The organism is Agrobacterium sp. 5Ca39 (assembly GCF_055382365.1).
Map to the genome: position 1 here is coordinate 2,006,781 of NZ_AP026437.1, position 20,250 is coordinate 2,027,030.

Consider the following 20,250-nt stretch of genomic DNA (forward strand, 5'->3'; position numbering starts at 1 on the left):
AGCGGAGCTTGCGAGGATTTCTTATGAAAAAGCTGCTTTCCAGCATCAGCGATGGTCGCGGTTTCGATATCGCCCTTGTCGCCTTTCCGTTGGCTTTCCTCTTCGTGATGGCGGGGTTACCCCTGCTTTACAACATCGTCATGAGCTTTCAGGAAGTCGACATGTTCAGCCTGGGCACTTTCGTGCGCCCGTTCGTCGGTTTCAAGAACTATGTCGATCTGTTCCGGCAGCCGGAAACCTGGCCCATCCTGATGAATACGGTAACCTTTGTCGTCGCTTCCATAGCGGGGCAATTTGTCATCGGCTTCGGTCTGGCTCTGTTTTTCTGGGTCAATTTCCCCGGCGCCACCTGGCTGCGGGGCCTGTTCCTCGTTTCATGGGTCATGCCCGGCCTCGTTGTCGGTGCCATCTGGAACTGGATTTTGTCCGGCGACTTCGGGGTTCTGAACTTCTTCCTGCGCGAAAGCGGACTGATATCAGGCAATATTTTCTGGCGTTCGGATGCGAATTTTTCGCTCTGGGCGGTTGTGATCGCCAATATCTGGCTCGGCACCTCCTTCAACATGATCCTCCTTTCCGTCGGCCTCGCCTCCATTCCCGGCGATCTTTACGAAGCCGCCGAGCTTGATGGCGCCAACGCCTGGCAGCGCTTCTACACCATCACGCTGCCCATGATGCGCTCCACCATCGGCGCGATCATCTCGCTCGGGCTGATCTTCACCTTGCAGCAATTTGATCTATTTGCCGCCATTACCGATGGCGGACCCAATAACAGTTCCAACGTGGCGCAATATTGGGCCTGGGATCTGTCCTTCCGGCAATATGACTTCGGCAAGGGCGCGACGATTTCAGTCATCATGATCGTTTTCGTCATGCTGGCCTCCATCGTTTATGTGCGCTCCACACGGCATGAGGTACGCGGATGAGCATCAACAACCGTAACCGCCTGATGCTGGCAATCGCCATCATTCTTGCCATCATCTACCTCTTCCCGCTCTACTGGATGTATCTGACCTCGCTCAAAAGCGGCTCGGAGATGTTCGCCAACCCGCCCTCCTTCTGGCCTGGTGAACCACAATGGCAGACCTATGCCTATGTCTGGAACAGCCGCAACATGGGCCGTTACCTGTGGAATTCGGTGCTGATCGCTTCGAGTGCGGTGTTTTTGATCACCATCCTCGGCGTCGGCTGCGCCTATGTGCTGGCCCGTTATCGCAATGTCTGGGTGGATATCGGCCTGTTCCTCATCCTGATGCTGCAAGTCCTTCCAGCTTCATTGATGATCACGCCGATCTTCGTCGGTTTCTCGCAATTCGGGCTTCTGGATTATCCACGCCTGTCGGTCATCCTCGCCATTGCGGCGAAAAGCATGCCCTTCTTCGTTGTGCTGGTGCGCGCCACCTTCATGGCCGTGCCGCAGGAACTGGAGGAGGCAGCGCTCGTAGACGGCAACTCGAGGGTTGGCGCGTTTTTCAATATCGTGCTGCCGCTTGCCAGAAACGGCATCCTCGTCAGCGCCATTCTCATCTTCATGCAGGCCTTCGGTGAGTTCGTTTACTCCAAATCGATGATCCAGGCGGCAGAACTGCAGCCCGCCAGCGTCGGCCTGAATTCCTTCATGGGGCCCAACACCAGCGAATGGAACAACATCATGGCCTATGCGACCATGTATGTGACGCCCATTCTCGCCCTCTTCATTCTCTTGCAGCGCCGCATCGTATCCGGCCTGACATCAGGAGCGCTCAAATGACCCTTCAGATCGAACTATCAGGCGTCAACAAATATTACGGCGCTTTCCATGCCCTGAAGAACATCAACCTTTCCATCAAGAAGGGCACCTTTGTTGCCCTTGTGGGACCATCCGGCTGCGGCAAGTCCACGCTTCTGCGCTCGCTTGCCGGGCTGGAGAGCATCTCGGCCGGTGACATGCGCATTGCCGGCACGCTGATGAACGGTGTGCCGCCGCGCAAGCGCGATGTGGCGATGGTATTCCAGTCCTATGCGCTCTACCCGCATATGACGGTCGAGGAAAACCTCACCTATTCGCTGCGCATGCGTGGTGTCGCCAAGGCGGAAGCCCGCAAGGCCGCGGAAGAGGTTGCCGCCACGACGGGGCTTTCCAAGCTCATGAAGCGTTATCCCCGAGAACTCTCTGGCGGGCAGCGCCAGCGTGTCGCCATGAGCCGGGCGATTATCCGTAATCCGCAGGCCTTCCTCTTCGATGAGCCGCTCTCCAACCTCGATGCGGCCCTGCGGGTTCACATGCGCAAGGAAATCCGCGCCCTCCACGACCGCCTGCATGCCACCTCGGTCTATGTCACCCATGACCAGATCGAGGCGATGACCATGGCCGATCATGTCGTCGTGATGCGTGACGGGGTAATCGAGCAGCAGGGGACACCGCTGGAGCTCTATGACCATCCCGTCAACCGCTTCGTCGCAGGCTTTATCGGCTCCCCAGCCATGAACTTCATCCCGGCGACCGTGAGTCCGGATGGCGCATCGCTCCAGCTCCGGTTCGGCGACGGTGAACCCCTGCAGTCGATCAGGAGCCCCGCCCCCCTGCAGCCGGGCAAACATCTCATCGTCGGCATCAGGCCCGAACATATCAGCCCCGCTACTGCAACGGGAGCGGCGTTGACACTGCCCGTCTCCGCTGTGGAGACAACGGGCTCGGCAACTTTCCTGACACTCGGCACATCCACGGAACTGGTGATTGCGATACAGGGCCGCAGCCCGGTCAAGGCCGGCGAGGTCATCGGCCTCGACGTTGACCCGTCCGATATGCATCTCTTCGATGAAGAGACAGGCGCTGGCCTGTAAACCGGTGAACCGCAGCGAAGCGGGACGCCGATCATCTTCGGTTTGACGATCCCCGATCGTCCAGCCCCGGACTCGAAGCTCTGCTATGCAATGTGGAAAGGCCATGGTCCATGTCGCCGGGACGGTTCAAAAAAAGGGGCAGCCAAATGGCTGCCCCGCTGTATTTCAGCTACCCCGACCTCATGCAGGCCGCTCTTCGCCTGCGTTGGGCCTCCACGTGATCATCCTTTTCTCTGCGACATCGAGAATGAGGTCGATGATGAGGACGAAGACCGCAAGGATGATGATGCCTGCGAAAACGCCGACCGCATCGAAATTGCCTTCCGACCGGGCAATGAGGTAGCCGAGGCCTGCAGAAGCCCCAAGATACTCTCCGATGATCGCGCCAACCACCGCAAAGCCGACGGAGGTGCGCAGCGACGACAAAATCCAGCTCGCCGCAGCGGGAAAATAGACATGACGCAGTAGATCCGTGCGCCGCGCCCCGAGGATGCGGGTATTTGACAGCACGACCGGATTTACTTCGCGCACACCCTGCATGGCGTTGAAAAAGGTGACGAAAAAGACGAGTGTAACCGCAAGGGCAACTTTCGACCACAGACCGAGGCCAAGCCAGAGAACGAATATCGGAGCCAGGACGACGCGGGGAATGGCGTTTACCGCCTTGATGAACGGGTCGAGCACGCGGGCGACGAAGGGGCTGAGGCCCAGCCAGACGCCAGCGCCCACCCCGAGACCGGTGCCGATGAGATAACCGAGCACGGTTTCGCTGAGGGTAATGCCGACATGCTTGTAGAAGCCGGCATCCGCAACCCAGTCGATCACCTGCCTGACGATATCGTAGGGTGCGGGAAAGAAGAAGCGATCAATGACGCCGGAGGACACACCGAGTTGCCATCCGCCAAGAAGCACGACCAGGAGAACGACCTGGATGATACGAACATTAACGGCTTGCATAGCTTTTCTCCACTTCGCCGCGCAGGGACGCCCAGATATCGCGATAGAGCGTCATGAATTTCGGATCGAGTTTGATTTCAGCGACGTTGCGGGGTCGTTCGAGATCGACGGGAAAGCTCTCGATGACACGGCTCTTCGGACCCGCAGCCAGAACGACGACCCGATCTCCGAGCGCAATAGCCTCCTCCAGATCATGGGTAATCATGACCACCGCCCGGCGATCCTCCTGCCACAGGCGCAGCAATTCGTTCTGCATGAGATGGCGGGTGTGGATATCGAGTGCCGAGAAGGGCTCGTCCATCAGGATGACCTTCGGCTCGGTAATCAGCGCCTGCGCCATCTGTACGCGTTTACGCTGCCCGCCGGAAAGCTGATGCGGAAAACGGTCGCCAAAACCCTTGAGGCCGACTTTTTCAAGCCATGCCGTGACCTTGGCACGCCGCTCGTCCTCGGCAACGCCCCGGAACATCAGACCAAGCTCGACATTTTGAAATGCGGTCTTCCAGGGAAGGAGGGCGTCCTGCTGAAACAGATATCCGATATTGTTCTGCACGCCCTGGACCGCTGAACCGTCGATGGAAACCGTGCCCTGCGCGGGCTTCAGCAAGCCAGCAATGGCATTGAGGATGGTCGACTTTCCGCACCCGGTGGGCCCGACAATGGAAAGAAACTCGCCATCGCCGACCTTGAGGTTAACGTCCTGGACTGCAACAAACGCACCGAATGCCATGGTGACGTTCTCAATCGCGACCATGGGCTGTGGTTTGAAGTCCGCCACTGGCTCTAGCTTTCTGACTGGGGATGACATGGCGGCCTCTCAGTTTGCAGCCTTCGAAGCCGCGGCTTCGACGAACTTGTTGGTATAGGTGGTGTTGAGGTCGATCGACGCCTTTGCCACTGCCTCGTTGAAGGTCTTGAGAACGGCAAGCGGCGTTTCGAGATCGCCGGGCTCGAATTTGCCGTCTTCGGAGAAGATAGCCTTCGCGGCTTCGACGGCCTTGATGTAGGTTTTCTTGTCCCCGGACACGAAGTCGTCAGGAAGCTTCTCGACGATTTCTTCCGCCGAATGCTGCTTCATCCAGTGCAGCGCCCGTACCGTGGCATTGGTGACCTTCTGGATCACTTCGGGATTCGCGTCGATATACTCCTGGGTCGCGTAAAGCACGGAGGTCGGATAGATGCCGCCATAAACATCTTTTGCGCCCTGATCGCTGCGTGCATCGATGAGGATTTTGCCCAGCCCGCGTTCGACGACAATCGTGGCCGCCGGGTCATAATTGACGAGCAGATCGATCTTGCCCTGCTGCAGGGCCGCAACGGCGGCAGCACCCGAGCCGACGCCAATGATGGAGATATCGTTGTCGCTTAAATTGTGCTGCTTCATATAGTAGCGAATGAAGAAGTCCGAGGAAGAGCCCGGCGAGGTGATGCCGACCTTCTTGCCCTTGATCGTCTCAGGCTTTGCGGGATCGAAGTCAGTATCGTTCTTGCCTGCAAGAACCAGACCCGAGTTGCGGGCGAGCTGAACGAAGCCCACGACGTGCTTGTTCTGGGACTGCATCTGAATGGTGTGGTCATAAAAACCGACGGCGACGTCCGTGGAGCCGGCGACGAGCGCCTGTAGCACCTTCGAGCCTCCCTGGGCAAAGTTCTCGGTCGTCACATCAAGCCCCTCTTCCTTATAAAAGCCGAGGCTGGCCGCAACGGGGAAAGGCAGGTTGTTGAGGTTGTATGAGCCGACGCTCATTCTGACAGATTCGGCATTGGCGGTTGCCGCCAGCGCACAGAGCGCAGCCGTTGCAAGCAGGTATTTACGCATGAGGGTCTCCTCCCGTTTCGCGATATTTTAGCCACTATGGCCTTGTCTATGCTGCGTCTTCAATCGCAGCCATCGGCTTGGCGAAGGCAAAGCCTTCGAACAGCCTGCGCGCCGTCCTTACAAGTCCGGCTGTTATGGCTCCGTTTCGCATTTCCAGCTGTACATCCAGACGGCCTGCGGGATGTTCGATTCGGATCTGGTTCGGCACGGAAAGCCCTCCTGCCGCACTATAGGCGACGGTGCCTTCCGTTACGGCCGCCGTCGCGATGCCGACAGCGCCGGTTGTCGCGAGGGCAGGATGGCACTCGTTCGGCATGAAATACCTGACCGAAAACGTTCCACCCCGCCGCGCCGGCGCAATGAGCACCGGCTTTGGAATGACCATATCCCGAACGTCTCCCATCCCCATCATCTTTCCAGCCTCGATGCGTATGCGGGTCATCCGTTCAATCAGGTCTCGATTGGCGGAGAGCGATTGCGGATCTTCGTAGCCGGTGACGCCGAGATCAGCTGCCCGCATGAGAACCATCGGAATGGCGCAATCTATCGCCGTTACATCCACCCCGTCGATCACATCGACGGGTTTTCCGGTCGGCAACAGCCTGCCGGTTTTCGCGCCGGCTGCATCCATGAATGTCAATGCGATGGGTGCCGCAAGACCCGGAACACCGTCGATCGATGCGTCACCAAGATAAATTACCTCGCGGCCCCGCGTCGGCACCTTCGCCTCGATCAGTTTGCCGGTATTCACGTTGTGAATCCTGACAAGCGTATCGTTACCCTGCGCCGGCACGAGCCCCGCCTCAATCGCGAAGGGACCGACGGCGGCCAGCATATTTCCGCAATTGGGGGAATAGTCGACATGCTGCCTGTCGGTGCGCACCTGTGCGAACAGATAATCAATATCGGCGCCGGCGACCGTGGAAGGTCCGATGATCGCCACCTTCGACGTAACCGGATTGCCCCCGCCGATACCGTCGATCTGCAGCGGATGGCCTGAGCCCATGATGGACAGCAGAGCCGCATCCCTTGCCGCCGGATCTCGGGGCAAATCGGAAGCCAGAAAGAACGGTCCGCGAGACGTTCCGCCGCGCATCAGCACACAGGGTATCTTCATCAGATCGTTCATGATTAGCCTCAATCTTGCATTTTGCGGATCAATGCGCCGCGTTGTTGCAATATGGGCAAAAGAGTCTAATCTGTTAAATGCAATGTTTTGGAGGTTTATTGCGAAATGAGCATCAATTGCGAAATACTGGATTTGCGCGCATTTCAATCCGTAGTTGAGCTTGAGAGCTTTCACAGGGCAGCGGAGGCGCTGCATATCTCCCAGCCGGCACTCACCCGCCGCATCCAGAAGCTGGAGCAGGCCATCGGCGCACCGCTTCTGGAGAGAACGACTCGACATGTCGCTCCCACCGCCATGGGCCAGGAGGTGATGCCGCTTGTCCGGCGTATGCTGGAAGAATTCGATGGGTCGCTGTTCGCCATGAAAGATGGCGCGCAACGGCGCGGCCTCATCACGATGGCCTGCGTTCCCACCGCCGCTTTCTACTTTCTTCCCACGGTTATCAAGACCTTCAGTCAGCAATATCCAAATATCAGGCTGCGCATCAGGGATCTGACGGCAAATGAGGGGCTGCAGGCGGTTGCGAGAGGCGAGGTGGAATTCGGCATCAACTTGATGGGCAATTCCGATCCCGAACTGTCATTCGAACCGCTCATCGATGACCCGTTCGTGCTGGCGATGAGGAAAGATCACCCGTTGGCAAATTTCGAAACGATTGAATGGAATCAGCTGGAAGCCTATCCGCTCGTCGTCGTGGACCGTTCGAGCGGCAACAGGACCCTTCTAGACGGCGCGCTTGCGAGACACAATCTAAAGCTGAACTGGTTTTATGAGGTGACTCATCTCAATACGTCGCTCGGGCTGGTCGAAGCCGGGCTGGGGATTTCCGTTCTGCCGCGGCTGGCCACGCCGCAAGACGAACATCCATTTCTCATCACCAGACCGATCGTCAATCCCATCGTCTCCCGTACGATTGGCATTGTACAAAGGCGAAGCAGTGCCCTTTCGCCCGCCGCGGAAAAATTCGTCCGGCTGCTGCTGGAGACCTGGAAGACACAGTAGTCACCTGATGGGTCGGGGATGCCCGGGAGGGCCCCTGACCCCGCAATCCGGATCTCCTGAAGTCTTGGAAAGGTTTTTCGCCGTCAGGTTTCTTCGAAGCCGACCGTTCCTCACACAATCCCGTCGACAGCCTTTGCCGACACGTCCTGCTGTGGCCACCGCTGCAGGGCTTCGTGTCCGGCCTCTGTCAGACCGTAGACTCCCCGGTCGAGTCGTACGAACCAGCCATAAACATTCGAAAGCAGTATCTTCCCGGCATCGGGTATATTGGACCTGACCTCACGCACGCGCATCGGACCCGACGCCAGCGCCACGGCGCAGCCAAGCGCCTGCTGGCGATACGCTGTCATTACTGGCATGCGCGTGCTCCCACCCGCCGTGGGATCGCCCCGCCGCCTCTGGTGTTCCCGCATGAGCCGCGACCGCCGTTTCGGATTGGTTCGCGGCATCGGCGAAACGGCGCCGACGATGATGCTGACGTCACCGGCATCGGAGATTCCTAGCATACCGATCCCGAGCCTGCGGCAAAGATCGCGGTAACGCCTGTCAGCCTCGCGGCCCTTACCCCTGGCAGAGACCCGGGCGGCGATCCACACCTCATCTGCGATAGCCGCGCGATCGACAGCCTGCAAAATGAGCTCCAGATTGAAGCTCAGCTTTAGCTCGCAGATGACGACGACGGGGGGATCGTCATCGCTCAGGCCAACAAGATCACAGCCGCCGACTTCGCCCTTGACGGTATAACCCGCCTCTTCGAGGAAATCTTTCACGGGCAGATAAAGCGAAGTTTCCATATGCCTGAAGGTTCACGTGACTATACTACCCCCAGATATATCGATCCGCCTGCACAGGACAACCTCTTGGTTGGCACGTGAAGCGTCAGACCTGATCCAGTGAAAGGGTCAGGTCGGCGATAAGATCGTCGGGGTGTTCGATGCCGATTGACAGCCGGATCGTGGAATCAAGCACACCGATACGCTGACGGACATCGGCAGGAACGCCTGAATGCGTCATCGTTGCCGGATGAGAAGCAAGGGACTCCGTGCCGCCAAGGCTTACCGCAAGTTTGAATATGTTGAGCGCATTGAGAAATTTGAAAGATGCGGCCTGCCCGCCGACAATGTCGAATGAGAAGGTGGATCCTGCCCCCGAACATTGGGCGGCAAACACCTTGCCAACCGCGGATGCCGGATCGCTGAATGGCAGGTAGTGGATTTTTTCGACCTTGGGATGGGCATTCAGGAATTCAGCCACAAGCCTGGCGTTGCTGTCCGCCCGTTCCATCCTGATTTGCAGCGTCTCCAGGGAACGTCCGAGCATCCAGCACGAGTGCGGATCGAGCTGCGTGCCGATCGCCCCACGTAGGGCCTTCACCTGCTTCATCACATCCTTGCGCCCCAGTGCCGCCCCGGCGATAAGATCGGAATGCCCGCCAACATATTTTGTCAGCGAATAGAGCGAAATATCGGCGCCATGTTCTATGGGCCGCTGGAATACAGGACCAAGAAGCGTGTTATCGCAGGCGATGATCGGCCTGTGCCCCTGCCTTTTGCCAATCACCTCGGCGACCCGGCCTATCATGGCGATGTCGACAATGCTGTTCGTCGGATTGGCGGGGGTCTCGATCAGGATAACGGACACCCTGCCTTTCGCCATCGCCTCCTCTGCCGCCGCCATGACAGAGGTTTCGCTGACACCATCGGCGAAACCCACTGCCGACACGCCGAAATTATGAAAGGTCTTCGCGAGAAGCGTTTCCGTGCCGCCGTAAAGGGGCTGGGAATGGAGCACCGTATCGCCGGGCCGCACGAAGGCGAAAAGCGTCGTCGAAATCGCGGACATGCCCGAGGAGAAGAGCGCACAGCTCTCCGTCCGTTCATAAACTGCAAGACGATCCTCGACGATCTCGCTGTTTGGATGGTTGAAACGCGAATAGACGAGACCGGCGCCTCTGCCCTCCGGCGGCTCCTTGCGCCCGGAGACATAATCGAAGAAGTCGCGACCATCTTCTGCCGACTTGAAAACGAAGGTGGATGTCAAGAACACCGGAGGCTTCACGGCTCCCTCCGACAACTCCGGATCATACCCGTAATTGAGCATCTGGGTTTCGGGATGAAGAGCATGGTTGCCGATATGGGTTTTGGACGGATGCGGCGCGGTCATTTCCGATGATCCCTCAGCTGGCGTTGAACTTCCTGCAGGTTACACGCAATGAAGTCAAAATGCCTTGCATTTTGGAGCGTTTATATGCCCCATGAAGCAATATATTGCGGAGAATTGTAATTTATGTCGCAGAAAATTGCAGACCCGATCGACCGGCGAATACTTCGGGAATTGTCCGCCGATGCACGGATCACGAATAACGAACTCGCCGAGCGCGTGGGGCTATCGGCATCCGCATGTCTACGCCGGCTTCGACGCCTGGAAGAAATGGGTGCCATCAAGGGATATTCCGCCATCATCGACCCGGCGATCGAGGGATGGACCATGACCGCTCTCGCATCCATTCGCCTCAGCCGCCAGCACGATGATGAAATCCGGATGTTCGAAGCGGCGGTTCTTGAGTGGGACGAGGTTCTCGAATGTCATCTTGTCACGGGCACGAAGGACTACATGCTGAAGGTCATGTGCGGCGGACTGGAGGATTACGAGCGTTTCATCAAGGACAAGATCGCGAAGCTGAAATGCGTGGACACCATCGAGACCAGCTTCGTCATGAACACGATCAAGACGCGGCGCATCTGGTCGTCGTAACGCGCGGACAATGTCGCGCTGGCGGCATGCTGTCCGCACCTTCCGGGGGAAATTTTGATCCGAATTAGGGTCGTGGCGGGTTGAGATGATGTACGGCAAAGGGTATCAGGTGCCCCATTCTCGGGCGGCTCTTCCGCAAGCAACAAGGCACATCCTGACATGAACCCGGACTTCCTCGTCACCCATTCCGGTGGCTTCCATGCCGATGAACTTCTGTCGAGCGTTGTGCTGACACGGCTTTTCCCGCAGGCCCGCCTCATCCGCAGCAGGGCACCGGAATGGCTCGCTGCCGGTGCGGACCGCATCATCTACGACGTGGGCGGCGCCTACGACGCAGCAAGAGGAATGTTCGACCACCACCAGCGCGGCGCGCCGTTACGCGATGACGGACAGCCCTACAGTTCATTCGGGCTGATCTGGAAGCATTTCGGCCGCGATTATCTTGCTGCCTTCGGCGTTCCAGAAGACCACATCGAAACCATTCACGCTTCTTTCGATGCCGGTTTTGTGTTGCCTGTTGACCTGGTTGACAATGGGGCGCTCAGCCCCTCGACCGCCGGACCGCTCGCCGGACTGACCCTGCCCGTCCTGCTGGAAACTCTGAAACCCGTTTTTGATGACACCGATCCCGAAGCGGACAATCGCAATTTCCACGCGGCGCTGGGCATTGCCCGCAGCTTCGTTGAGGCAAAAATAACCAACAGTGCCGCAAAGTTGCGCGCCGAAGCGCTAGTAAAGCAGGCTATCGTGGATGCTGGCGAAGGGCATGTTCTCGAGTTGCCGATGGGAATGCCGTTCCGGCCCGCCATCGTGAAGGCAGGCGCCGATCATCTGCTCTTCGTCGTTCATCCGCGTAACAACGACTGGTGCCTGACCGGTATCCGGCGCGCCGACGAGGGCTTCGCGTTGCGGGCGGATCTGCCGGCGGCCTGGGCAGGCCTGACTGACAAGGATCTGGAAGCGGTTTGTGGCGTGGAAGGCGCGAGCTTCTGCCATAACGGCCGGTTTGTCGCAGCTGCAAAGACCCGCGACGCCGCGTTGGCCATGGCAGAACTGGCGGTAAAAGAGGCTCTCTCCTTCAGCAACAATGCACCGGCGACAGAGCCGTCAAATGGCGGGATCTGAACGCCTGGCTGCTGATGCGGTTCGGGCGGGGCAAATCCGCGATCCTGTCTGCATTTTTTAAAACGCGGTTCTCCGCATAGCGTCTGGACGCAAATTTCTGCGGAACAATCTGTAGATGTTGAAGTTACCCTTCGTGAGGAGGAGGACCATCTATGACCAGCAGAGCCATTTTTGCGGGGGCAGCAACTGCCCTGTCGATGCTTTTTTCCACCGCCGCACTGGCCCAGACCGACCTGACGATGTGGTATCACGGCGCAGGCAATGTTGAAGAACGTAAGATTCTGGCCGGTATCATCGAGGACTTCAACTCGTCCCAGTCGGACTGGCGGGTCTCGCTTCAGGAATTCCCCCAGAATGCATATAATGAATCCGTCACCGCTGCTGCGCTTTCCAACAAGCTGCCGGACATTTTGGATGTCGACGGTCCGAACATGCCCAACTGGGCGTGGTCCGGATATTTGCAACCACTGAAGATCGACGAGGCAAAGCTTGCGAATTTCCTGCCCGGCGCCGTGGGCCGGTGGGGAGACAAGCTCTATTCGGTCGGTCTGTGGGACGCTGCCGTGGCGGTTTTCGCCCGTAAATCGGTGCTCGATGAAAACGGTATCCGCATTCCAACTCTTGAACAGCCGTGGACCGGCGAGGAATTCAACGCAGCCCTTGAGAAGCTCGCTGCCAGCGGCAAGTTCGAATATGCCATCGATCTCGGCATGGCCGATAAAACCGAATGGTACAGCTATGCCTTCAGTCCCTTTCTGGAAAGTTTCGGCGGCAGCCTGATCGACAAGGAGAATTATCGAACCGCCGAGGACTTCCTCAATGGAGACAATGCCGTCAAGTTCGGGGAGTGGTGGCAATCCCTGTTCGCCAGGAAGCTTGCCCCCGGGACATCGCAATCACCCGCCGACCACGAAACCGGATTTCTGGAAGGTCGCCACGCCTTGCAATGGATGGGCAACTGGGTTGCGGTGAAGGCTCTGGAAAAATACGGAGACGATCTGCTTTTCCTGCCTGCGCCTGATTTCGGGCAGGGTCCGAAAATCGGCGCGGGGTCATGGCAGTTTGGTGTTTCGGCCACCAGCAAGCATCCCGAAGGCGCTTCCGCCTTCATCGAATTCGCCATCCAGGACAAATATCTCGCGCAGTTCTCGGATGCGATCGGTCTTATCCCGGCCACGCCCTCGGCAGCCCAGATGACGAAGAATTACAAGAAGGGCGGCCCGCTCGAAGTTTTCTTCGAAATATCCAGACGCCAGGGTACGTTGCGTCCTGTCACTCCGGCCTACGCCTTCATCTCGCCGGTCTTCTCCAAGGCTCTTTCCGACATTGCCAACGGTGCGGATGTGGCCGACACCCTCGATAATGCAACGGACGAGATAAACAACAATCTGGAACGCAATTCCGGTTACCAACCCAAATAGGGGCGTGATCGATGGCGCTCTTTTCTTCACAGGGAAAACCGGCCCGGGACAGCTTCACGGGCTGGTTCATGGCCGCACCGGCGGTGGTGCTGATCGGGCTCTTCCTGATCACACCATTTCTGCTGGGGCTGGGTTTTTCCTTCACCAACCAGCGGCTCACATCTCCCAACCCGACGGAGTTCGTCGGCTTTGAAAACTACAGCCGGCTGCTGGGCGTCGGCGTGCTGACGCTCAAGCCGGAAAGGCAGGCCGATGGAAGCATCAGCCGGGATGCGGATGGCTCCATCTCCTATCCGAGAATTCGTAATTTCACCCGCAACAACTCCGACTATCCTCATCTGGACGGAATGCGGGAATATAAGAACTTCAGCTGGGGCGAGAACCGGATCGTCATTCTAGCACGCGACGTCGTATTTCTGACCGCCGTCGTAAACACCCTTTCCTTCGTGGTCGTGGTCGCGCCGGTTCAGGCGGCGCTAGCGCTGTTTCTTGCGCTGTTGGTGAACCAGAAAATCCCCGGCGTCACGATTTTCCGTGCGATCTATTTCATGCCGGTGGTCTTGTCGGTGGTCGTGGTGGCGCTTCTCTGGCGGTTTATTTATGCCGCCGATAATGGGCTATTGAACAGCCTTCTGAGCTATATGAGTTTTGGGCTCTTCCAGCCTGTCGACTGGCTGGGCAGAACCGATACCGCCTTATGGGCCATTCTGGTGATGTCAGTCTGGCAGGGCGTCGGTTTCCATATGGTCATCTGGCTTTCCGGCCTGCAGACCATCTCGCCCGATCTCTACGAGGCAGCGGACATTGAAGGCGCGAGCCGCTGGCAGAAGTTCTGCATGATAACCTGGCCGCTGCTGCGCAACACGGCGGTGCTCGTTATCATCGTCATCACCATGCAGGCTTTTGCGCTTTTTGCGCAGATCGATGTGATGACCAAAGGCGGGCCTCGCGACTCTACGCAGAGCATCGTCTATCAGGCGGTTGAGCGAGGATACCGCCAGCAGGACATAGCCGCGGGCTCCGCAATTTCTGTCGTCCTTTTCCTGCTTGTCCTGTGCATTTCGCTGACCCAGCGCTACCTGACAAGGGAGAAGCAATGATGCAGGCCGGACGCCGCAAAAGTCCCGTTTTTCTCATCGGCAATTACGCGCTCATGCTCGCCTTCGCGGCGATCTTCATCCTGCCCCTGTTGTTCATGGGGTTCTCATCGCTAAAACCGAACGACCAGCTGTTGAGCGATGCGACTTCGATACGAGCCTTCCTGCCGGTCGGAGATCTTTCGCTCGAAAACTATACTGCGGCTTTCGCCCGGGCGCCGATTGCAACCTTCATATTCAATTCCGTTATGGTGACTGGCGTCACCGTATTTCTCGCCCTGCTGCTCGGCTCGCTTGCCGCCTTCGCTTTTACGTTTTTGAACTGGCGCGGCAAGGACGTTCTCTTCTCGATCATTCTCGCCACGCTCATTATTCCGTTTGAGACGATTGCAGTGCCGCTGCTGCTGGAGGTTAACAATCTGCCATGGATCGGCAGCGGCGGGTTTACCTGGGGTTGGCTCAATTCCTGGCATGTGCAGATCATTCCATGGATCGCGGACGGATTGACGATTTTTCTCTTCGTCCAATATTTCAAGGATCTGCCGAAGGAATTACTGGAGGCGGCACGTATCGACGGAGCCAGCTGGCTGCGTATCTACGCACAGGTGGTAATGCCGCTCAGCGGGCCGGTGATCGCAACAGCTGCGATCTTGAAGTTTCTCGTCATGTACAGCCAGCAGTATCTATGGCCGCTTCTCGTCACGCAGTCCGAGGCTTACCGGCCGGTTATGGTGGGGCTGCAGTATTTCTTCCAGCTCAACACGCCCTGGGGTGAAGTCATGGCCTATCTCACCATTATTACCCTGCCCGTGCTAATATTTTACCTGTGTCTGCAGAGACTTTTCATCTCCAGCATCGCAGCAAGCGGGATAAAGGGATAGCGTTTTGAAGGCTGCCCGGCATCTTAAACCGCAAGGCCCGCCGCCATCCGGTCTTCTCGCGATCCCACGACAACAACATCCTCCTTACCCCCTGCCGGGACGGGCATAATTCCGACAGGGACGCGTGCAACTGCTTTCTCTCAAAAACGGGTTCCAGTCTTTCGCCGCCAGGATTGCCCAGGCAGTAGCGCCGACATGCGGCAGTCTGAAATATTTGAAATCGGCAGAGGTCGAGGCAGGCCCGATCATCAGCCCCGTCGTCAACTCCGGCCCGACAGTGGCATAGACCAGACCATCGGGCGATACCTCAGCATCAATGGTGGCAAGCAGGGCTTCGGCCCGCCCGGCGTGGCCTGCATGCTGAAACGCAAGCGCTGCCTGCGCCGTGCCTTCCAGCCAGATGCCGTCCCGGTCATCGTTGAAATCAAAGCCTTCCCCGACCGCATAGTGCCGGTCGACCCATTCCAGCACGCGCTCGGCGCGGCCGCGGAATTCCGGAACGGCGAGGATGGGCCAGAATTCGGAATCTATTCCCGACTGGGTTAAATTGGACCGATCGCTGCCGGGCAGGCTACCAACATAAAAACGACCCTGCTGCTCATTCCACATGGCGTCGAGGAACTTGCCTGCCCTGTCCTGCATCGTCCGCCAGGTTTTATCGTCCCCACTCTCGGTGAGCCAACTGGCAACGGCGTAAACGTCAAGATTGTGCTCCGTCGATTTCCAGTCGAGTTTCACCGGAGACGGTTCGTGGCCGAATGTGCCGCCCGTGTAACCGATGTCGCTGTCACTCTTGGTATATGCATCGATCCAGCGCATGATTTTTGCCGCGGCCTGCAAATAGGCTGGATTGTCGGAGCGCTCAGAGGCGGTAAGCAGGGCAAGGGCCGCCCAGGCGAGATTGCCTGTCGCACTGCCGACCTGATAGCCGTCTTCGACCCAGGCATTGCTGGCGGCATTCCAGAAACCGGGCAGGAGCATAACCTCCGTTTTGCTGACGACCGGGCCGGAGCGATAGGCGTTGCGCAGGCGGCCATCACTGTAACGGCGGTCACGGTTCACGGCCAGCAGCAGCGCATCGGCAACCCTTGTTGCTTCTGCGTCTTTCCCACATGCAAAAAGAGCGATGGATGCCAGCGCATTGTCATAGGTGAAACCCGTATTCGAAAGCGCCGGATCGAGCGCCTTGCCACCGGGCGCAGGCTCGAAGCTGCGGAACACGAAGGGCGCGGGAGAACCATCCATCTTCCCGGCAAGACCCGCGCATAAGCGCGAAGCGAGCATATCGCGGACGGATCCGGATGCAGCGCGCCCGTCACCTCCAGCCAACACTGTCATGACACAGGACATCAGGATCGCAGGGATGATCGATCTGAGAGGCATGAGCGGAATTCCCGTTTGATCGAAACCTTTCAATGCGGCAGCCGGCCATCGGGACCGTGTTGTGTCCGGCAAAGTCCTGTTTAATTGCCCCCTGATTAGCTGAAGGCCCTTGCGAGCAACATCTGCATGGATTTTATCAGGTCGCCCTGTTCCGCCACATTTTCCGGTGCAGTGCGGAAAAGCAGCCGCAGGATAGCCCGATGCTGCTCGGCGGTTGCAGCAAGGCAGAATTTTCCGGGTATTAACTGGTCTTTTGTTGCATCGATCTGCAACCAGCCCACCTCCGGCACGAATATGGCCTGCGCTTCTGTAGAAGAAGTGAAACCCGCAAGCGTCACGGTTTCAGTCGACAGTGCCACGATTTTCACCCCTGTCACCGCATTGCCCTGCCGTAATTGTCCGCCAAGGTTTACGCTGATCGGCTCCTCCCTGTCGAAACGCGGCAACTCGATGCAGCAGATAAGGCTGATGAAGGCAATCACCATGGCGACGGCCGACCAGATAAGGTTGAGACAATCGCGCGCCGAAAATTCCACGGGTGCGTCCCATCCATAAACGGCAATCAGCACGGAGATGGCCGAAGTGAGGGTTACAAGGGCAAAGAATAGCGCCGTCGGGCCGTGAACGCGCACCTGTGACCTGTCTCCGCCCTTTTCCGTGACCTTGAAAGGGCGTCCGAAAGGTTTTCGCATGGCCTGAAAAAGCGTGATCGTGATCGGAACGGCGGTCAGTGCGTGTGTCACCTCGGTGAAAAGCGGCAGTGTGCGCTTTCCCGATATCCAGGTGGAATAGGCCCAGAACAGCGCAAGCGATGACAGACCGAGTTGCATGAACATCAACTCATCGGCCTGGAGCGCGGAAACGCCGGTCAGCCAATAGATGGAAGGCGCGAGCAGCAGGCAAAGGATGAAGGGTTTCGAGAGCCAGCAGAACAGGCCGTGCAGATAATGCAGCCGCTGCGTCAGGGTGAAATTGCCGCGCCACAGCGGCCCGGTGCGCAAAAGTCCAATCTGGATGGTGCCGAGACACCAGCGCGTGCGCTGCGTGATATACTCCGGCAGGCCTTCTGCCGATAATCCGACGCTGAGCTTTTCATTGAGCCAGCGTGTCACATACCCCCGTTCCATCAACCGGTAGGTCAGCAGCATGTCTTCCGAAAGTGCATCATGCGGGAAACCTCCGAGTTCGTTCACCGCTGCCCGCCGCAGAACGAAACTCGTTCCGACGCAGAACGCACAACCGACTGCGTCCTTTGCAGGCTGGAATACGTCAAAGAATACCCGTTGATCATCCACGAAGGAATTGCGGATACCGAGATTATGCTGGATGGGGTCGCTGTTGAAATAAAATTGCGGTGTCTGCACCACGGCCACTTTGGGATCGGCAAAAAGCCCGGTCACGCGTGACAGGAAATTGGCCTGCGGCGCAAAATCAGCGTCGAGAACCATGATGAAATCTGAAACTTCCGACAGCGCATTGGTGTGGACAAGCGCATTGTTCAGGTTCCCCGCCTTTGCGTGCTTATTGTCCGGCCGCGTCACGTAATTGACGCCGACTGTTTCGCAATAGTCCCGAACCTCGGACCTGCGCGTATCGTCGCAGACGAAAACGCGCAACCGCGGATATTGCATTGCCTGAGCCGCGACAATCGATTTTTCAAGCACGTTCAAAGGTTCATTGTAGGTGCAGATGAACACATCGACCAGTGGCGCATTGGGATCGCCCGTAATCCCGGCTTCGGCTTCGTCTGCAATGGAAGACCAGTCCGTTCGTCTTGTCAGGATCAGGATCGATCCCATCGCATAAAGCACGGAGATCAGTTCGAAGGTAAAGTAGATATAATTCCATGCGGTTTCCAGCGAAAGCTCGAAGGGAGGCAGCGTATCGGTGGCGCGCCACAAAATATAGACGCTGAGCGAGAGCAGCATGATGGTGCTGAACGCCAGCCGGTCCAGCGTTCGCCGCGGGTCGGCAAGCATGGTGAACAGGATCGCGCAGAGGGCGATGATGAGATTGACATAAAGGACGGACTGAACATCGCCCTCTGAAGTGAAATACATCGCTTGTCCTCATGGTTGACCGGATACGTCCCAAAAGCCGCGCCCGATAGCGTGCGCGAATGAGGCTGCTTCGACTGTGTGAAACAGGTGGGTCGCCCTGCGGGCGTCGTGGACGCGCCCGCAGGGGCTTGCCCAATCCATGCGGGTGTCAGGATTGGGTGCGCGGTGCTTTCGCGGTGGCATCTGCACCGCTGATCGCATGCTGCGTGATGATATCCGGCTTTGTAGTGGGCGCCGCTATTCCCGGCGGCTGTTGCGGCTGCCCGCCCATGCCCATCTGCTCGAATATTTTCTCTCGTGATGTCTCGATGAGCGTCCAGGCGGCCTGCCTCACATCGGGCATTTCGCTGGCGGATGCCTGCGCAAACTGGAAAAGGCTTGCCGATGCCTCATGAACATATTCCCGGGTCTTGCCGAGCCATTCGCGCGGCAGACTTACACTCACCCAGGTACCGACCGAACAGACGCCGTTTTTCATAAACTGGCTCTCGGATGTCCCGGCCATGCGGATATAAGCGTAAAGCTCCCGCCGCTCCGTGGGGGGAAACGGTACGGCATAATCGAGGTCGACGCGTTCGGTGGTTCGGGGCACCAGCCGCTCTACCACCCCGTCCGCTTCCTGCGCCCAGGCATCGGCATTTACCTTTACCCTTGAACCCACGGAAAGGGCCTGCGCCTGACGTTCGGAAAAAATTGCCACGACGAAAGCGTTGCGACAGTCGAGCGCCTCTGCCAAGGTATCGCCGGCCACCACTTCACGTCCCGTCACGGCAACCGGCTTATAAAGCGTCGTGCCCGGCGGAATGGCGAGATCGGCGCGGGTCAGCCTGTCGATACGCGCGGCCTCCGCGGAGGCAAGCGCTTCGAGTTCGCTTTTCCGCGTCTGCATGGTCGTCATCTGCATCTGGATTTGCAGCAGATCGGCGGACCTTGTGCGGATTTCCTGCTGAAGATTTTGCAGGGATTGCAGGTCGGAACCGATATAGATGCCCTGGCGCGCGAAGCTCATTTCCTTGTTCAGCTTGTCGACGGCAACTTTCGCGGCCTGCAGTTTTGTATCTTCAAGTTGTATCGTATCGGCGATGTCGTCGCCAATTCCGAAATAAACACCCTTGGCAACCAGCTTCTGTTTGCGCACCGCTTCTGCTTTCGCGATGCGGGTCGAATAGGTCACCATCTGCAAAGCAGCCTTTGCCGCTTCAAGGTCGGATTCTGTTCTCTGCAGTAAAGCCGCTTGCTGGCTGAGAAGATCATTGTTCAGATTGTCGACCCGGCTAGCATAATCGCCGATAATCGCGTTTTTCTGGCGAAGTTCATTGTCGAGTGCCGCCAGTTGCACTTTCAGGCCGATCAGAGTGGTGTTGTCGACCTTGTCGTTTTCAACAGCCGCCCTGCCGTTACCGGATATTTTCACCACGCCACTGATGGGGGTCGTCAGCGGAATGACGGGAGCATTGATCAAGGCGCGGTTTGTCTGCGAAGTGAAGACAGGTGGAAACACGGAGGAGGAAAACACTGTGGCGACAACACCGAGAACAGTATATGAGGCCAGCCTGACCGAGGCGCCTTGAGGTTTTTCTTTATCTCTATTGCGGAACAGCATGGCACGAACTCCTGTTTTGTTGAACAGCATTTCCTCCCGCAGTATTAAAATAGTCCATCAAGTTTTTTTGCAGCGCAACATCGTTAAGATTGCATTAAGACATTTTCCGAGATTGCCGAAATACTATGCATCTGCCGGCTTTATGGACGCAAAATTTCACCCATGAAAACTTCCTGGGTCAAATTTCAGTCGTTCC

General features: G+C 57.7%; 18 protein-coding genes. 9 read left to right on the forward strand and 9 right to left on the reverse strand.

Annotation, left to right across the window (positions count from 1 at the left end; genetic code table 11):
- Positions 1-23: 23 nt before the first annotated feature.
- From ACZ47E_RS22940 to ACZ47E_RS22950, 3 genes are read left to right on the forward strand one after another with little or no spacing between them, the layout of a single operon-like run.
- A complete protein-coding gene (locus ACZ47E_RS22940) occupies positions 24-926 on the forward strand; it encodes a carbohydrate ABC transporter permease (RefSeq protein ID WP_006697215.1) in 903 nt (300 codons plus the stop codon).
- Complete coding sequence (locus ACZ47E_RS22945) at positions 923-1,750, forward strand: carbohydrate ABC transporter permease (protein ID WP_004445880.1); 828 nt, start codon at positions 923-925, stop codon at positions 1,748-1,750. The genes ACZ47E_RS22940 and ACZ47E_RS22945 overlap by 4 nt, the downstream gene beginning before the upstream one ends.
- Positions 1,747-2,823, forward strand: coding sequence for an ABC transporter ATP-binding protein (locus ACZ47E_RS22950; protein ID WP_022563092.1), 1,077 nt, complete (start codon positions 1,747-1,749; stop codon positions 2,821-2,823). Before ACZ47E_RS22945 ends, ACZ47E_RS22950 begins: the two co-directional genes overlap by 4 nt.
- 180 nt (positions 2,824-3,003) lie before the next feature.
- Here ACZ47E_RS22950 and ACZ47E_RS22955 read toward each other — a convergent pair whose 3' ends face one another.
- From ACZ47E_RS22955 to ACZ47E_RS22970, 4 genes are all read right to left on the reverse strand, one after another.
- On the reverse strand, positions 3,004-3,780 hold the full coding sequence (locus tag ACZ47E_RS22955; RefSeq protein WP_022563093.1) for an ABC transporter permease: 777 nt from the start codon (positions 3,778-3,780) through the stop codon (positions 3,004-3,006).
- The gene (locus ACZ47E_RS22960; protein WP_060942253.1) at positions 3,767-4,534 is read right to left on the reverse strand and encodes an ABC transporter ATP-binding protein; all 768 of its coding nucleotides are present in this window, start codon (positions 4,532-4,534) and stop codon (positions 3,767-3,769) included. The genes ACZ47E_RS22955 and ACZ47E_RS22960 overlap by 14 nt, the downstream gene beginning before the upstream one ends.
- Before the next feature lie 63 nt (positions 4,535-4,597).
- Positions 4,598-5,599, reverse strand: coding sequence for an ABC transporter substrate-binding protein (locus ACZ47E_RS22965; protein ID WP_022563095.1), 1,002 nt, complete (start codon positions 5,597-5,599; stop codon positions 4,598-4,600).
- A gap of 46 nt (positions 5,600-5,645) precedes the next feature.
- Positions 5,646-6,728 carry a 4-oxalomesaconate tautomerase gene (locus ACZ47E_RS22970; RefSeq protein ID WP_022563096.1) on the reverse strand — a complete coding sequence of 361 codons (1,083 nt, stop codon included), beginning with the start codon at positions 6,726-6,728 and terminating at the stop codon, positions 5,646-5,648.
- Between the two features lie 105 nt (positions 6,729-6,833).
- On the opposite strand from ACZ47E_RS22970, the gene ACZ47E_RS22975 reads away from it, so the two are divergent.
- The gene (locus ACZ47E_RS22975) at positions 6,834-7,730 is read left to right on the forward strand and encodes a LysR family transcriptional regulator (RefSeq protein WP_022563097.1); all 897 of its coding nucleotides are present in this window, start codon (positions 6,834-6,836) and stop codon (positions 7,728-7,730) included.
- A 110-nt stretch (positions 7,731-7,840) separates the two neighbouring features.
- On the opposite strand, the gene ACZ47E_RS22980 is transcribed toward ACZ47E_RS22975, so the two are convergent.
- Positions 7,841-8,524, reverse strand: a complete 684-nt coding sequence (locus ACZ47E_RS22980) for a DUF2161 domain-containing phosphodiesterase (RefSeq protein WP_022563098.1) — start codon at positions 8,522-8,524, stop codon at positions 7,841-7,843.
- Positions 8,525-8,609: 85 nt separating this feature from the next.
- Positions 8,610-9,893: a cystathionine gamma-synthase family protein gene (locus ACZ47E_RS22985; RefSeq protein ID WP_004445895.1), complete on the reverse strand. Its 1,284-nt coding sequence runs from the start codon at positions 9,891-9,893 to the stop codon at positions 8,610-8,612.
- A gap of 123 nt (positions 9,894-10,016) precedes the next feature.
- Between ACZ47E_RS22985 and ACZ47E_RS22990 the strand changes: the two genes are divergently transcribed.
- The 5 genes from ACZ47E_RS22990 to ACZ47E_RS23010 all read left to right on the forward strand — a co-directional run bounded on the left by ACZ47E_RS22990 (position 10,017) and on the right by ACZ47E_RS23010 (position 15,008).
- Positions 10,017-10,484: an Lrp/AsnC family transcriptional regulator gene (locus ACZ47E_RS22990; protein WP_006697222.1), complete on the forward strand. Its 468-nt coding sequence runs from the start codon at positions 10,017-10,019 to the stop codon at positions 10,482-10,484.
- 159 nt (positions 10,485-10,643) lie between these two features.
- The gene (locus ACZ47E_RS22995) at positions 10,644-11,609 is read left to right on the forward strand and encodes an MYG1 family protein (protein WP_022563099.1); all 966 of its coding nucleotides are present in this window, start codon (positions 10,644-10,646) and stop codon (positions 11,607-11,609) included.
- 152 nt (positions 11,610-11,761) lie between these two features.
- Positions 11,762-13,030 carry a sugar ABC transporter substrate-binding protein gene (locus ACZ47E_RS23000; protein WP_022563100.1) on the forward strand — a complete coding sequence of 423 codons (1,269 nt, stop codon included), beginning with the start codon at positions 11,762-11,764 and terminating at the stop codon, positions 13,028-13,030.
- 11 nt (positions 13,031-13,041) lie between these two features.
- Complete coding sequence (locus ACZ47E_RS23005) at positions 13,042-14,130, forward strand: carbohydrate ABC transporter permease (protein WP_004445905.1); 1,089 nt, start codon at positions 13,042-13,044, stop codon at positions 14,128-14,130.
- Positions 14,127-15,008: a carbohydrate ABC transporter permease gene (locus tag ACZ47E_RS23010; RefSeq protein ID WP_022563101.1), complete on the forward strand. Its 882-nt coding sequence runs from the start codon at positions 14,127-14,129 to the stop codon at positions 15,006-15,008. Before ACZ47E_RS23005 ends, ACZ47E_RS23010 begins: the two co-directional genes overlap by 4 nt.
- An 84-nt stretch (positions 15,009-15,092) precedes the next feature.
- On the opposite strand, the gene ACZ47E_RS23015 is transcribed toward ACZ47E_RS23010, so the two are convergent.
- The 3 genes from ACZ47E_RS23015 to ACZ47E_RS23025 all read right to left on the reverse strand — a co-directional run bounded on the left by ACZ47E_RS23015 (position 15,093) and on the right by ACZ47E_RS23025 (position 20,054).
- The gene (locus tag ACZ47E_RS23015; RefSeq protein ID WP_278067640.1) at positions 15,093-16,391 is read right to left on the reverse strand and encodes a hypothetical protein; all 1,299 of its coding nucleotides are present in this window, start codon (positions 16,389-16,391) and stop codon (positions 15,093-15,095) included.
- Positions 16,392-16,486: 95 nt separating this feature from the next.
- The gene (locus tag ACZ47E_RS23020; protein ID WP_022563103.1) at positions 16,487-18,451 is read right to left on the reverse strand and encodes a glycosyltransferase family 2 protein; all 1,965 of its coding nucleotides are present in this window, start codon (positions 18,449-18,451) and stop codon (positions 16,487-16,489) included.
- A 148-nt stretch (positions 18,452-18,599) separates the two neighbouring features.
- Positions 18,600-20,054, reverse strand: a complete 1,455-nt coding sequence (locus ACZ47E_RS23025; RefSeq protein WP_022563104.1) for an HlyD family efflux transporter periplasmic adaptor subunit — start codon at positions 20,052-20,054, stop codon at positions 18,600-18,602.
- Positions 20,055-20,250: the final 196 nt, after the last annotated feature.

Excerpts from the sequence above, each read along its gene's own strand:
- ACZ47E_RS22965 (WP_022563095.1), bottom strand. The coding sequence starts at position 5,599 with ATGCGTAAATACCTGCTTGCAACGGCTGCGCTCTGTGCGCTGGCGGCA.
- ACZ47E_RS22955 (WP_022563093.1), bottom strand. The coding sequence starts at position 3,780 with ATGCAAGCCGTTAATGTTCGTATCATCCAGGTCGTTCTCCTGGTCGTG.
- ACZ47E_RS22980 (WP_022563098.1), bottom strand. The coding sequence starts at position 8,524 with ATGGAAACTTCGCTTTATCTGCCCGTGAAAGATTTCCTCGAAGAGGCG.
- ACZ47E_RS22975 (WP_022563097.1), top strand. The coding sequence starts at position 6,834 with ATGAGCATCAATTGCGAAATACTGGATTTGCGCGCATTTCAATCCGTA.
- ACZ47E_RS22990 (WP_006697222.1), top strand. The coding sequence starts at position 10,017 with ATGTCGCAGAAAATTGCAGACCCGATCGACCGGCGAATACTTCGGGAA.
- ACZ47E_RS22940 (WP_006697215.1), top strand. The coding sequence starts at position 24 with ATGAAAAAGCTGCTTTCCAGCATCAGCGATGGTCGCGGTTTCGATATC.
- ACZ47E_RS23010 (WP_022563101.1), top strand. The coding sequence starts at position 14,127 with ATGATGCAGGCCGGACGCCGCAAAAGTCCCGTTTTTCTCATCGGCAAT.
- ACZ47E_RS23000 (WP_022563100.1), top strand. The coding sequence starts at position 11,762 with ATGACCAGCAGAGCCATTTTTGCGGGGGCAGCAACTGCCCTGTCGATG.
- ACZ47E_RS22960 (WP_060942253.1), bottom strand. The coding sequence starts at position 4,534 with ATGGTCGCGATTGAGAACGTCACCATGGCATTCGGTGCGTTTGTTGCA.
- ACZ47E_RS23025 (WP_022563104.1), bottom strand. The coding sequence starts at position 20,054 with ATGCTGTTCCGCAATAGAGATAAAGAAAAACCTCAAGGCGCCTCGGTC.
- ACZ47E_RS22945 (WP_004445880.1), top strand. The coding sequence starts at position 923 with ATGAGCATCAACAACCGTAACCGCCTGATGCTGGCAATCGCCATCATT.
- ACZ47E_RS22985 (WP_004445895.1), bottom strand. The coding sequence starts at position 9,893 with ATGACCGCGCCGCATCCGTCCAAAACCCATATCGGCAACCATGCTCTT.
- ACZ47E_RS22950 (WP_022563092.1), top strand. The coding sequence starts at position 1,747 with ATGACCCTTCAGATCGAACTATCAGGCGTCAACAAATATTACGGCGCT.
- ACZ47E_RS23020 (WP_022563103.1), bottom strand. The coding sequence starts at position 18,451 with ATGTATTTCACTTCAGAGGGCGATGTTCAGTCCGTCCTTTATGTCAAT.
- ACZ47E_RS23005 (WP_004445905.1), top strand. The coding sequence starts at position 13,042 with ATGGCGCTCTTTTCTTCACAGGGAAAACCGGCCCGGGACAGCTTCACG.
- ACZ47E_RS23015 (WP_278067640.1), bottom strand. The coding sequence starts at position 16,391 with ATGCCTCTCAGATCGATCATCCCTGCGATCCTGATGTCCTGTGTCATG.
- ACZ47E_RS22970 (WP_022563096.1), bottom strand. The coding sequence starts at position 6,728 with ATGAACGATCTGATGAAGATACCCTGTGTGCTGATGCGCGGCGGAACG.
- ACZ47E_RS22995 (WP_022563099.1), top strand. The coding sequence starts at position 10,644 with ATGAACCCGGACTTCCTCGTCACCCATTCCGGTGGCTTCCATGCCGAT.